Below are 13,029 nucleotides of genomic sequence, written 5' to 3' on the forward strand. Positions count from 1 at the left end.
TTAAAACGTGACGCGCATTCCCACAGTCAAGTTGCGTCCCATCAACGGCGCCGCATTCTTGATGAACGAGGTATGGCTGTACGCCAGTTGATTCGTCAGGTTGTTCGCCTTGATGTAGAACTGGGCGGGCGTGGTGCCGATGCGCGTGTCATAGTTGGCAGACAGATTAAGCATGTTGTAGCCCGGCGTTGCCGTTTCGAACGCTGCCACTTTATCTTGCTTGCCCACGCGGTAGAATTCGGCCACGCCGCTCCACGCCTGCCAGTTGGCGTCAACTTTCACGCCCACGCGCTGGGCGGGGATGCGCGGCAAATTGCCACCGCCGTCGGCCAGTTTGGCCCGCACATAGTCGCCGAACACGCTGGCGCCGAATATGGGGTTCAGTTGCTGGCGGATTTGCCCTTCCACGCCGGTGAACGTGGCGTCGCGCTGGGCGTACTGGATCAGCTGGAAGCCTTCGTGGCTATCCAGGGTGCTGCCAAAGATGTAGTTGTCGACCTTGTTGCGATAGGCGCTGGCCGAGAACGTCGTGGCACCCGCATATTTACGCAAGGTCAAATCGATATTGTTCGACGTTTCCTTGCCCAGGTTTTGATTGCCCAGTTCATACGTGGCCGTGGCCATGTGTACGCCGTGTGCATACAGTTCCTCGGCGCTGGGCAAACGGTGGGTGCGGGAAATGCTTGAGCCGAGCGAATACTGGGGCGCAAATTTCCACAAGGCACCGAATGACACGGACGTGCCCTTGGCGCTGCGCTTTTGCAAGGTGGCGCTGTCGACGGCAATGTCTTGCCATTCGTGGCGCAAGCCCGCTTCGAAGCGCCATTGCTGCAGATGGTATTCTTCCACCAGGAAGGCTGCATGTTTCTTCGTTAGCGTTGGCGCCACATAGGCTTCCTCGCCCAGGGCGGAGAAATCGCGCTTCGATGTTTGCAGGCCGAGCACGCCGCGCCAGCCGAAGACGGGGTAGTGTTCCATTTCCAGGCGCGCATCGTGGCCCTTGTTCTTGAAGGTGGTGGCGATTTCCGTGCCTTCGATTTCGTCGTGCTTGTAATCGGTGAACGCGGCGCGCAGGCGCAGCTTGGCGAAGCCGGGCACGGGATCGCGCAATTCACCGCGCACATCCCAGCGTTCGCTCTTCAGTTTGACATATGGCACGCTTTCATGATCGTGCCCATGTTCTTCTTCAGCACCGTGGTCGTGGCCGTCGTGGCCGCCGCAATGCAGGTGCGTGCCGTGCGGATGGCAGCTCGCGAATTCGTGGTTGTGGCCAGGCAAGCCGTACTCGGCATGCTGGCTGGTGAAGGCCAGACCCAGGAAACCCTGTGATCCCACCCACGACACGCCCACGCTGCCCGTGTCCGTCTTGTTGTCGCTGCCGGCCACTTTGGCGCCGCCTTCCCAGCCGCTGCCGACCTTGTACTCTTTTGCGTCGCGCTTCACGCCTTCTGCGTGGAAGGCGATGTTGCCGCTGCCGCCAGTGACTTCAAAGGCGCCCGCCTTTTCGCGCGCGCCCGAGTTGGCGCGCACTTCCGCGCTGCCTTCAAAGCCCTTGGCCGGCACGCGCGTAGGAATTTTCTTGTCGATCACGTTGACGACGCCGCCGACGGCACCGCCGCCATACGCCAGCGCGGACGGGCCGCGCAGGACTTCAATCTGTTCCGACAGCATCGGTTCGGCCGCCACCGCATGGTCGGGACTGATGGTCGAGGCATCCTGCACTTCGGCGCCGTCGGAGAGGATTTTCACGCGCGGGCCATCCATGCCACGGATGATGGGACGGCTGGCGCCGGCGCCGAAATGGCTGGCCGTGATGCCGGGCTGGCCAGCCAGGGTTTCGCCCAAGGTCGCTTCCCGTGCCAGTACCAGTGCCTCGCCTTCGAGTACGCTCACGGGCGTGCTCATGTCGTCGCTGCCCAGGGCCAGGGCGCTGGCCGAGACGGTCACGGCCGGCAAGGTCGCTGCCTGCTGCGCCAGTGCGCTGGCCGGTGCGGCGAAGGCCAGCATGATGGCCAGTGCGAGGGGAGTTGGTTGTTGAAGACGAACGGACATGGTTAAGATTTCCTTTATCTGCTATCGGTGTTTGCGACGTTTGGGCAGGCTATTGCCGTATGGGCTGACTGCCATAAGATGATAATGATAACCCATTATCATTATTGTGTGACAGTTTTCCGGACGGTAGATGGACACGGATGGTGTATTCTGTCGGCTATGGAACGCACAACACGTCAAAAAACCGCTATTCAAGCCGCCATAGAATCGGCCCAGCGCCCTCTGTCGGCGCAGGAAATCCTCGAACAGGCCAGCTTGCAGGTGACGCAACTGGGCATCGCTACCGTCTACCGCAACTTAAAATCGCTGGTGCTGGAAGAAAAAGTGCACGTGGTCACCTTGCCGGGCGAAAACCCACGCTATGAGTCGAACACGGCCGCCAATCACCATCACCACCATTTTCAGTGCAGCACGTGCCAGCGCGTGTTCGATGTGCATGATTGTCCGGGCGACTTGAAGCGCATGGCGCCGCAAGGCTTTGTCGTCGAGCGCCACGAGCTGACGCTGTACGGCCGCTGCGCCGACTGCAATGGTGCCGTCGCTGCCAGGGTGGCGTCAACGGGCGCCGCCCCGCACGCCTGCGCCAAGGGTCACGACCCGGCCTGAGCGGGCTGGCGGTCCGGCTGGGCACGGGTGCACAATGGCCTTGCCTGGCGTAATTGCTACACCCCATATCACGTATAATCTTCCCTTTAAAGCTGCCGCCACTCTTTGCCAAAAAAACATGAAATCATCTGAAATCCGCGACAAGTTCCTCAAATTTTTCGAATCTAAGGGCCATTCCATCGTCCGTTCCAGCTCCCTGGTGCCAGGCAACGATCCGACCTTGCTGTTGACGAACAGCGGCATGGTGCAATTCAAGGATGTGTTTACGGGCACGGACAGCCGTCCGTACACGCGTGCCACCTCGGTGCAGCGCTGCGTGCGCGCCGGCGGCAAGCACAACGACCTGGAAAACGTCGGCTACACGGCGCGCCACCACACCTTCTTTGAAATGCTGGGCAACTTCAGCTTCGGCGACTATTTCAAGCGCGATGCGATTCACTACGCGTGGGAACTGCTGACCAAGGTGTATGGCTTGCCGGCCGACAAGCTGACGGTCACCGTGTACATCGAAGATGACGAAGCGTATGACATCTGGGCCAAGGAGATCGGTGTGCCTACCGAGCGCATCATCCGCATCGGCGACAACAAGGGTGCGCGTTACGCTTCGGACAATTTCTGGCAGATGGCAGACACGGGCCCATGCGGCCCGTGCACGGAAATCTTCTACGACCACGGCGCCGACATTGCTGGCGGCCCGCCGGGTTCGCCGGATGAAGATGGCGACCGCTTCATTGAAATCTGGAACCTGGTGTTCATGCAATTTAACCGCGACGAAGCGGGCGTCATGCACAAGCTGCCCAAGCCTTGCGTCGATACGGGCATGGGCATGGAGCGTCTGGCAGCGGTGCTGCAGCACGTGCATTCAAACTATGAAATCGACCTGTTCCAGCATTTGATCGGCGCTGCCGCGCGCGAAACGGGCGCCACTGACTTGGAAAACAAGTCGTTGCGCGTGATCGCCGACCACATCCGCTCCGCCGCCTTCATGATCGTCGACGGCGTCATTCCTGGCAGCGAAGGGCGCGCCTATGTGTTGCGCCGCATCATCCGTCGCGCCTTGCGCCATGGCCACAAGCTGGGCCAGACGAAACCGTTCTTCTACAAGCTGGTGGCCGACCTGGCCAGCGAGATGGGCGGCGCCTATCCCGAGCTCGAAGACGCCAAGGACAACGTGGCCAGCATGCTGAAAGCCGAGGAAGAGCGTTTCGGCGAAACCCTGGAAACGGGCATGAAAGTACTGGAAGCGCAACTTTCCAAGGATGCCACTGGCATCGACGGCGCCACCGCCTTCACCCTCTACGAAACCTATGGCTTCCCGCCAGACCTGACGGCCGACATTTGCCGCGAACGCAATATCACGTTCGACCAGGCAGGCTACGACGTGGCGCTGAAGGAAAGCCAGGAACTGTCGCGCAAGGGCGGCAAGACGCACAAGGATAGCAAGGTCGAGTACGCGGGCGAGAAGAATAAATTCGTCGGCTACGATCAATTGACCTTCAGCAGCAAGGTCGTGGCGCTGTATGCAGCCGGCACGCCGGTGCAGCAACTGAACGCCGGCGTGGCGGGCATCGTCGTGCTCGACACCACGCCGTTCTACGCGGAATCGGGCGGCCAGGTGGGCGACCAGGGCGTGATCGCCACGGGTGCGGGCAGCTTTGCCGTCAGCGATACCCTGAAAATCCAGGCCGACGTGTTTGGCCACCATGGCGTGCTCGAATCCGGTGTGTTGAAGGTGGGCGACGCCGTCTCGGCCGAAGTCGATACCGCCAAGCGCGCACGCACGATACGCAACCACTCGGCCACGCACTTGATGCACAAGGCCTTGCGCGAAGTGCTGGGCAGCCACGTGGCGCAAAAGGGGTCGCTGGTCGATCCGGATAAAACCCGTTTCGACTTTAGCCACAATGCCCCGATGACGGCCGAGCAGATCGCGGCCGTGGAAACCATCGTCAATAAAGAGATCCTGGAAAACCGTGCCACGCAGGCGCACCTGATGTCGTTTGACGATGCCGTCAAGCATGGCGCGATGGCATTGTTCGGCGAGAAATACGGCGACGAAGTGCGCGTGCTCGACATCGGCAGCTCGAAAGAGCTGTGCGGCGGCGTCCATGTGCAGCGCACGGGCGATATTGGCCTGTTCAAGATCATCGGCGAAAGCGGCGTGGCCGCCGGTATCCGCCGCGTCGAAGCGGTAACGGGCGAGGGCGCGCTGGCGCTGGTGCAAAGCATCAACCGCCGCCTGGTCGAAGCGGCCAACACCCTGAAGGCGCAGCCGGAAGAGCTGACGGCGCGCATCGTCCAGGTGCAAGAGCATGTGAAGGCGCTGGAGAAGGAATTGGCCGCGCTGAAATCGAAACTGGCTTCCGGCCAGGGCGATGAACTGCTCACGCAAGCGGTCGATGTGAATGGCATCAAGGTACTCGCTGCCGTGCTGGAAGGCGCCGACGTGGCCCGTTTGCGCGAAACCATGGATAAGCTGAAGGACAAGCTGAAGACGGCTGCCATCGTGCTCGCCAGCGTCGCTGACGGCAAGGTCAGCCTGATCGCCGGCGTGACGGCGGACGCCACTTCCAAGGTCAAAGCGGGTGAGCTGGTGAACTTCGTTGCACAGCAAGTGGGCGGAAAAGGCGGCGGACGCCCCGATATGGCGCAAGCGGGCGGCACCGATGCCAGCGGTCTGGCGCATGCCTTGGCAGGCGTGCCGGCCTGGGTCGGCGAACGCGCAAGATAAGGCGTAAGCTAGCAGGCATGCGGGTTTTTTATCCCTCAGCGCCTTGAAAACGGCCCGCAGACGATGTTTGCGGGCCGTTTTGCCGTGTGCAATCTCGTTGTGACACCACAACAGCCGATGAACTATTTTGGTGCAGCGCGTCAATGCTCCTGATTTAGAGTAGTATGTCGAAAATCAGTACAACAAAACAATGCTGGGATATTGATGATGAGCGACACACTACTAGATACCGAGATTATGGAATTTCACAAAGAGCTCGACGCGCGGGGCTTGAATTGCCCGTTGCCGATTCTAAAGGCGAAAAAAGCTTTGTCAGAGCTGCAGAGTGGTGAAGTACTGCGCATCATGGCAACCGACCCTGGTTCCGTGCGCGACTTTCAGGCTTTCGCCAAGCAAACGGGCAATGCCCTGCTGTCGCATGTACAGACGGGTACCGAATTCGTCTTCCTGATGCAACGCAAATAATTGTGCCAGCCGGGGCCGCCGTGGCGCGGCCTGGTGAATACCCTGCCGCGTCTTTTTCACGTCTTTTTGCTGCCCTGCAGCGTAGCGGCAGACTACCTTGAAATCGTCGAAGCTGTACAGTTTAGATGGATTGTTCTAACAAAAAATCGCACGATCGTGCTTAAATTCGGTTCAGGATTCAAATTTCTCTTATAATCGAACGCAGAATCAGCACTTGATCCGTCATTTTTATATTTTCCCAAAGGCATAGCTATGAAAGTCTTGGTACCCGTCAAACGCGTGGTCGACTATAACGTCAAAGTCCGCGTCAAGAGCGACGGCACTGGCGTCGATACCGCCAACGTCAAAATGTCGATGAACCCTTTCGATGAGATCGCGCTGGAAGAAGCGATGCGCTTGAAAGAAGCCGGCAAGGTCACTGAAGTGGTCGCCATCTCCTGCGGCGTGACGCAGTGCCAGGAAACCTTGCGTACCGCCATGGCCATCGGCGCCGACCGCGGCATCCTGGTAGAAACGACGACCGAACTGGAACCGCTGGCAGTGGCCAAGCTGGTCAAGGCTCTGGCCGACAAAGAACAGCCGCAACTGATCATCCTGGGCAAGCAAGCCATCGACGACGACAGTAACCAGACTGGCCAGATGCTGGCAGCCTTGCTGGGTTGGCCGCAAGCCACGTTCGCCTCGAAAGTCGTGCTGGAAGATGGCAAAGTGACCGTCACGCGCGAAGTCGACGGCGGCCTGGAAACGCTGGCATTGACCTTGCCAGCGATCATCACCACCGATTTGCGCCTGAACGAGCCACGCTATGTGACTTTGCCGAACATCATGAAGGCGAAGAAAAAGCCGCTCGAGACCGTCAAGCCGGAAGACCTGGGCGTCGACGTTGCGCCGCGCCTGAAAACCCTGAAAGTCGTCGAGCCAGCCAAGCGCTCGGCCGGCATCAAGGTAGCGGACGTGGCCACCTTGGTCGCCAAGCTGCGTACCGAAGCCAAAGTCATCTGAGCGGTTTGCCGCCAAAACATAAAATCCGGGGTCAGACCCGCCGGGGGTATCAGTTCCAATGGAACTGATACCGATCTCGAAGAGACTGACCCCGGCACTTGCTAACTATTAGGAATAATCATGGTCGCATTAGTTATTGCTGAACACGACAACGCTACCTTAAAGGGTAGCACCCACCACACCGTGACAGCTGCTGCCCAGTGCGGTGGCGACGTGCACGTGCTCGTTGCTGGCTCGAATGCATCGGCCGCTGCCGCTGCCGCTACGCAGATCGCCGGCGTGACGAAAGTCATCGTGGCTGACGCGCCTTACTTTGCCGACGGCCTGGCCGAAAACGTGGCCGAGCAAGTGCTGGCCATCGCCGGCAACTACAGCCACATCCTGGCGCCAGCCACCGCCTACGGCAAGAATATCTTGCCGCGCGTGGCCGCCAAGCTGGACGTGGCGCAAATCTCGGAAATCACCAAGGTCGATACGCCTGATACCTTCGAGCGGCCGATCTACGCCGGTAATGCCATTGCCACCGTGCAATCTGGCGACAAGGTCAAGGTCATCACCGTGCGCACCACCGGCTTCGACGCCGCTGCCGCCACCGGCGGTTCGGCTGCCACCGAAACCATCGCCGCCGTGGCCGACGCCGGCAAATCGGCCTTCGTGGGCCGCGAACTGGCCAAGTCCGACCGCCCTGAACTGACCGCCGCGAAAGTCATCGTGTCGGGTGGACGTGGCATGGGTTCGGCCGAGAACTTTCATATCCTGGAACCGCTGGCCGACAAGCTGGGCGCCGCCATGGGTGCTTCGCGCGCTGCCGTCGACGCCGGCTTCGTGCCGAACGACTGGCAAGTGGGCCAGACGGGCAAGATCGTTGCGCCGTCGCTGTACATCGCCGTCGGTATCTCGGGCGCGATCCAGCATCTGGCCGGCATGAAAGACTCGAAAACCATCGTTGCCATCAACAAAGATCCGGAAGCGCCAATCTTTTCCGTGGCCGACTACGGCATCGTGGGCGATCTGTTCGAGATCGTGCCGCAACTGGTCAACGAACTGGGTTAATTCAGCCCGATCCGGTTTTGTGTAGAGCGTATCGCGGCAGATGTAGTCATTTGCCGCGATACGCTCCGACTACAAAGCCACGCCGGCCCGCCCCACACGGCGAGCCGCGCGTGGCTTTTTTCTTGGAGAAAAGAAGATGAGCTATCAAGCCCCGCTGAAAGACATGTTGTTCGTCATGAACGAATTGGCCGGCCTAGCCGAAATCCACACCTTGCCGGGCTGCGAAGACGCCACGCCCGACACGGCCGAGGCCGTGCTGGAAGAGAATGCCAAATTCTGCGGCGGCGTGGTGGCCCCCCTGAACTGGCCCAGTGACAAGGAACCGAGTTTTTGGCACGACGGTCAAGTCACTACCTCGAAAGGCTTCAAGGAAGCCTTCAAGGCCTATGGCGAAGCAGGCTGGCAGGGTGTGCAGCACCCGACGCAATTTGGTGGCCAGGGCTTGCCCAAGCTGCTGGCGACGCCCTGCATCGAAATGCTCAACTCGGCCAGCATCTCGTTTGCCCTGGTCGCCCTGCTGTCCGATGGTGCCATCGAAGCACTGCTGACGGCCGGCAGCGACGAGCAGAAGGCTGTCTACCTGGAAAAGCTGGTGTCGGGCAAGTGGACCGGCACCATGAACCTGACGGAGCCGCAAGCGGGGTCCGACCTGGCCGCCGTGCGCACGCGCGCCGTGCCGCAGGGCGATGGCAGCTATAAAGTCTTCGGTACCAAGATTTACATCACCTATGGTGAGCACGACATGGCGGAAAACATCGTCCACCTGGTGCTGGCCCGCACGCCGGACGCGCCCGCTGGCGTGAAAGGCATTTCGCTGTTCATCGTGCCGAAGTTCCTCGTCAATGCCGACGGCAGCCTGGGCGCGCGCAACGACGCCCATTGCGTGTCCATCGAACACAAGCTGGGCATCAAGGCCAGCCCGACAGCGGTGTTGCAGTTCGGCGACCACGGCGGTGCCATCGGCACTCTGGTAGGTGAGGAAAACCGCGGCCTCGAATACATGTTCATCATGATGAACGCCGCCCGTTTCGGCGTCGGCGTGCAGGGCATCGGCCTGGCCGAGCGTGCCTACCAGCAGGCCGTGGCATTTGCCAAGGACCGCGTGCAGTCGCGTGACCTGACGGGCTCGCCTGGCCCCGTTTCCATCATCCACCACCCGGACGTGCGCCGCATGCTGATGTCCATGCGCTCGCAAACCGAGGCGGCGCGTGCGCTGGCCTACGTGGGCGCGGCCATTAGCGACGTGGCGCACCATCATCCGCAGGCGGACGTGCGCGCGGAAAGCCTGGCGACCTATGAATATCTGGTGCCCATCATCAAGGGCTGGGCCACGGAAATGGCGCAGGATGTGACGCGCGACGGCGTGCAAGTGCATGGCGGCATGGGCTTCATTGAGGAAACAGGCGCCGCCCAGCATTACCGCGACGCCAAGATTCTCACCATTTACGAAGGCACGACGGCGATCCAGGCAAATGACCTCGTGGGCCGCAAGACGGTGCGCGATGGCGGCGCTGTTGCCAAGGCGATCATCGCCCAGGTGCGCGCCACGCAAGCCCAGCTGGGCGAGCTCTCCGGCGCCGACTTCCAGGCCATGCAGCGCCACCTGGCTGAAGGCAGCGCCGCGCTCGAAGCGGTGGTGGAATACGTGGTGGCGAACATGAAGACGGACATCAAGGCCGTGTTTGCGGGCAGCGTACCCTATTTGAAACTGGCCGGCATCGTGCTCGGTGGCTGGCAAATGGCGCGGGCGGCCATCGTGGCGCAGCAAAGGCTGGGAGAGGGTAGTGGCGACGTCTCGTTTTACAAGGCAAAAATCGCCACGGCGCGCTTCTTTGCCGACCACATCCTGTCGCAAGCGCCGGGCTTGCGCGCCAGCATCATCGACGGCAGCGCTGGCGTGCTGGCCATGTCGGAAGAGCAGTTTTAATCTTAGCCAACCCAACTGCAAATGCCGGGGTCGGACCCTGAGGGTCCGACCCCAGTCCTTGCTTTTGGGTTCGGCTTATCTTCTGACAATGCCATTGCCCGAGTTGCGTACCAGGTCGCCAGCAGCCAGGCCAGGGTCTTGGTCAAACGCGAAATCGGCCTTGGCCCCTGTTTCATACTGTACCGTGACGGTCCAGGTCTTGGCATTCTTCATATGGCCTTCGACTTGCTTGCCGGCGTAAGCACCGCCAGCGGCGCCTGCCAGGGTGGCCAGGTCCTTGCCGAGCCCGCCACCGACCTGGCGGCCCAGCAGGGCGCCCGCCACGCCGCCGCCTATCATGCCCAGCGCCCCGCCTTCGCCCGCTTTGTCAGCGACGTTGACCGCCAGCACCTTGGCGCAATCGGCGCAGATTTGCTGCGGCTTCTTGGAGGGCTGGCTGGCGTAGGAATTGCCTGCTTTCTGCGCAGCCTTGGCGTCGCGGATAGCCTGCTCGTGTTCGCTCTTCGCGTCGCGCAGGCATTGCATGCGCGCTTTCGAGCTGCTTTCTTCTGCGCACAATTTCTTGTCATCTGCATAGCGCGTGCTCGCTTGCTGCGTGTCGTAGGCGTATTGCGCCTTCGGCGAGAGATTTTGCGCGAAGGCGGAAGTGCTGAACAGGGCCGTGATGGCCACTGCGATGATGTATGGGCGACGCAGCATGATTTTCTCCTGAGGGGGGGTGGCAGTAATGTTGGTATTCTGAGTGCAGTATAGAAGTAAATCATGATTGCTTACCAATACTTACATGTGCGTGCCGGGCGCCGGAAATGTCGCTATTCCTATGTAAAAATTAGCCGTAGGCGCCGCCTGTGTACAGCAAGTCGAACAGCCGCGCCATGGTGGCGATCAGCACGCCTGCGCCTAGCATCAAGGTAGCGACCAGCACCACGGCCAGGGGCCAGCCCGTGTCCGACAGGCGGCCAGAGGCGGCGTTGTAGCGCGCATCCCACTTGTCATCCGGCATCAATCCCAGTACCAGTGCTTCGAGGAAGCCGATCAGGGCGGACAGGACAAGGGGCAATATCTGGTAAAACCAGTCGGCTTGGGGAAGCAGCTGGTGCAGCAGCAGGCTGGCGGGCAGGGCGGTCATGTGTAGCCATCCCCAGCGGTCCTTGGCGCCATGCAGATAGAAGCGGTGCGCACCCAGCATGCCCAGCAGGAAGGCGAGCAAGGTGGTGCCTGCCTTGTTCTTGTGCGACTGTTGCAAAATGCTTGCGGTGGTCATAAGATTTTAGAGTTGCTCATCGGTAAAGATTGCCAGTATCGGTCATTGCCTGTCGCAACGATAGCACTTTCATGTGCCGTCCAGGCGGTGCTGTCGCGCAATGGCACCGGCTTGGCGCACCGGCGTGGCGTTGTCGGCACGATACACGCACGCGGCTATTGCGTCTTCGGCCATGACTGGTCATAATGTTTGATTAGCCCAAATTACACGCCCGTCATCATAACGCTTGCTGCCTGGCGGTAAAGCGCGCTATAATTTGCGGCTTTTTCCGCCTCAGCACACTTTTTGGAAATATTATGGTCGTTATTCGTTTAGCTCGTGGAGGCGCCAAGAAGCGCCCGTTCTTCAACATCGTCGCTACTGACTCGCGCAATCGCCGCGATGGTCGCTTCATTGAGCGTATCGGTTTTTACAACCCGATGGCGCAAGGTGGCGAAGTTCCACTGCGTATCACCGCAGACCGTCTGGCCTACTGGCAAGGCGTTGGCGCACAATTGTCGCCAACCGTTGCTCGCTTGGTAGCCAGCAACAACAAAGCAGCAGCTTAATTAGATCACTGGTTTGACGGTCAAGACTGCATCCGGGGTGAAAGTCCCCGATGACCTGGTACAGGTAGGCTATGTCTCCGGTGCCTATGGTATTGCTGGCGGCGTAAGGATCACTCCTTTCTCCGACGACGCGGATGCATTATTAAGCGTCAAAACCTGGTGGTTTGATAAACCGACCTTGCATGATGTTCAAGTCAGGCAAGCGAAGTTACACGGCGGCGACGTCGTGGCCCAGCTGGTGGGTGTGGTCGGGCGGGATGCCGCAGAAGCGCTGAAAGGTGTCTCTGTGCAAATTCCGCGTAGCCATTTCCCGACGCTGACGGCCGATGAATTCTATTGGTCCGATCTGATCGGGCTGACAGTCGAGAATTTGCAAGGCGAGTGCCTTGGCACAGTGCACGACATGATGAGCAATGGTCCGCAGTCGATCTTGCGCGTTACGCCCGTTGCAGATGCTGATGCCGATGAGACCGTTGAAAAGGCGCCTGAGCGCCTGATCCCGTTTGTTGGTCAGTTTGTCATTAGCGTTGACAAGGCTGCCAGCAAGATCACGGTCGACTGGGGCCTCGATTATTAAACCGCCTGCGCATCATTTTGCGCCGGGCAAACTTTGCTGGATGGTGAGCGATGCAATTTGATGTCGTGACCCTGTTCCCGGAAATGTTTGCCGCGCTGACGCAGTCGGGTGTGACCCGGCGTGCCTTCGAGCAGGGTAAATGCGGCTTGTCGCTGTGGAATCCCCGTGATTTCACGACCGACAATCACCGTACCGTGGATGACCGCCCTTACGGCGGCGGCCCCGGCATGGTGATGATGGCGCGCCCCCTCGAAGCGACAATCAATGCCGCGAAGCAACGTCAGGCCGATCTCGGACTGGCGTTACCCCGCGTGGTGTTTATGTCGCCGCAGGGTCGCGCGCTGACGCACGAGCGCGTCACGCAGTTGAAAGCCGAACCTGGCTTGGTGATCCTGTGTGGCCGTTATGAAGCCGTGGACCAGCGTTTGCTTGAGCGCTGTGTCGACGAAGAAATCAGTGTTGGCGACTTTGTCCTGTCGGGCGGTGAATTGCCCGCCATGGCGCTGATGGATGCGGTGATACGCCTGTTGCCCGGTGTGTTGAACACCGAGGCATCGGCCGTCGAGGATAGCTTCGTCAATGGCTTGCTCGATTCGCCGCACTACACGCGGCCGGAAACCTATGAAGGCATGGCCGTGCCGCCCGTCTTGATGGGGGGTAATCATGCCGAGATCGTCAAGTGGCGCCGCCAGCGCATGCTGGAAGCGACCGCGACAAAGCGGCCTGACCTGCTGGTCAGTGCGCGCGCCGCCGGCTTGCTCAGCAAGACCGACGAAAAATTCTTGGCCAGCCTGTAAGTTGTCT

General features: G+C 60.3%; 12 protein-coding genes. 9 read left to right on the forward strand and 3 right to left on the reverse strand.

Going from position 1 to position 13,029, the window contains the following annotated elements:
• Window positions 1–2,052, reverse strand: coding sequence for a TonB-dependent receptor (locus tag H4V96_RS04310; protein ID WP_196855337.1), 2,052 nt, complete (start codon window positions 2,050–2,052; stop codon window positions 1–3).
• Between the two features lie 159 nt (window positions 2,053–2,211).
• On the opposite strand from H4V96_RS04310, the gene H4V96_RS04315 reads away from it, so the two are divergent.
• The 6 genes from H4V96_RS04315 (at window position 2,212) to H4V96_RS04340 (ending at window position 9,836) form a co-directional block, all read left to right on the forward strand.
• Window positions 2,212–2,658, forward strand: coding sequence for a transcriptional repressor (locus H4V96_RS04315; protein WP_196855336.1), 447 nt, complete (start codon window positions 2,212–2,214; stop codon window positions 2,656–2,658).
• 118 nt (window positions 2,659–2,776) lie between these two features.
• Window positions 2,777–5,389, forward strand: a complete 2,613-nt coding sequence (alaS, locus tag H4V96_RS04320) for an alanine--tRNA ligase (protein ID WP_010395507.1) — start codon at window positions 2,777–2,779, stop codon at window positions 5,387–5,389.
• A gap of 207 nt (window positions 5,390–5,596) precedes the next feature.
• Window positions 5,597–5,854: a sulfurtransferase TusA family protein gene (locus H4V96_RS04325; protein WP_225317265.1), complete on the forward strand. Its 258-nt coding sequence runs from the start codon at window positions 5,597–5,599 to the stop codon at window positions 5,852–5,854.
• 252 nt (window positions 5,855–6,106) lie between these two features.
• Entirely contained in the window at window positions 6,107–6,856 is a 750-nt protein-coding gene (locus H4V96_RS04330) for an electron transfer flavoprotein subunit beta/FixA family protein (protein WP_010395512.1), read from the forward strand.
• 120 nt (window positions 6,857–6,976) lie between these two features.
• Window positions 6,977–7,909: an FAD-binding protein gene (locus tag H4V96_RS04335; protein WP_196855335.1), complete on the forward strand. Its 933-nt coding sequence runs from the start codon at window positions 6,977–6,979 to the stop codon at window positions 7,907–7,909.
• A gap of 136 nt (window positions 7,910–8,045) precedes the next feature.
• Entirely contained in the window at window positions 8,046–9,836 is a 1,791-nt protein-coding gene (locus H4V96_RS04340) for an acyl-CoA dehydrogenase (protein ID WP_196855334.1), read from the forward strand.
• Between the two features lie 75 nt (window positions 9,837–9,911).
• Here H4V96_RS04340 and H4V96_RS04345 read toward each other — a convergent pair whose 3' ends face one another.
• Both H4V96_RS04345 and H4V96_RS04350 read right to left on the reverse strand, forming a co-directional pair.
• Window positions 9,912–10,535, reverse strand: coding sequence for a glycine zipper 2TM domain-containing protein (locus H4V96_RS04345; RefSeq protein WP_196855333.1), 624 nt, complete (start codon window positions 10,533–10,535; stop codon window positions 9,912–9,914).
• Window positions 10,536–10,665: 130 nt separating this feature from the next.
• Window positions 10,666–11,100, reverse strand: a complete 435-nt coding sequence (locus tag H4V96_RS04350; RefSeq protein ID WP_196855332.1) for an NINE protein — start codon at window positions 11,098–11,100, stop codon at window positions 10,666–10,668.
• Window positions 11,101–11,396: 296 nt separating this feature from the next.
• Between H4V96_RS04350 and rpsP the strand changes: the two genes are divergently transcribed.
• From rpsP to trmD, 3 genes are read left to right on the forward strand one after another with little or no spacing between them, the layout of a single operon-like run.
• Window positions 11,397–11,648 carry a 30S ribosomal protein S16 gene (gene rpsP / locus H4V96_RS04355; RefSeq protein ID WP_010395524.1) on the forward strand — a complete coding sequence of 84 codons (252 nt, stop codon included), beginning with the start codon at window positions 11,397–11,399 and terminating at the stop codon, window positions 11,646–11,648.
• Between the two features lie 13 nt (window positions 11,649–11,661).
• Window positions 11,662–12,225 carry a ribosome maturation factor RimM gene (rimM, locus tag H4V96_RS04360; RefSeq protein ID WP_280720720.1) on the forward strand — a complete coding sequence of 188 codons (564 nt, stop codon included), beginning with the start codon at window positions 11,662–11,664 and terminating at the stop codon, window positions 12,223–12,225.
• 50 nt (window positions 12,226–12,275) lie between these two features.
• The gene (gene trmD / locus H4V96_RS04365) at window positions 12,276–13,022 is read left to right on the forward strand and encodes a tRNA (guanosine(37)-N1)-methyltransferase TrmD (protein WP_010395527.1); all 747 of its coding nucleotides are present in this window, start codon (window positions 12,276–12,278) and stop codon (window positions 13,020–13,022) included.
• The last annotated feature ends 7 nt before the right edge of the window (window positions 13,023–13,029 follow it).

Source organism: Janthinobacterium sp. CG_23.4, assembly GCF_029892305.1.
Classification (GTDB): domain Bacteria; phylum Pseudomonadota; class Gammaproteobacteria; order Burkholderiales; family Burkholderiaceae_D; genus Janthinobacterium; species Janthinobacterium lividum_D.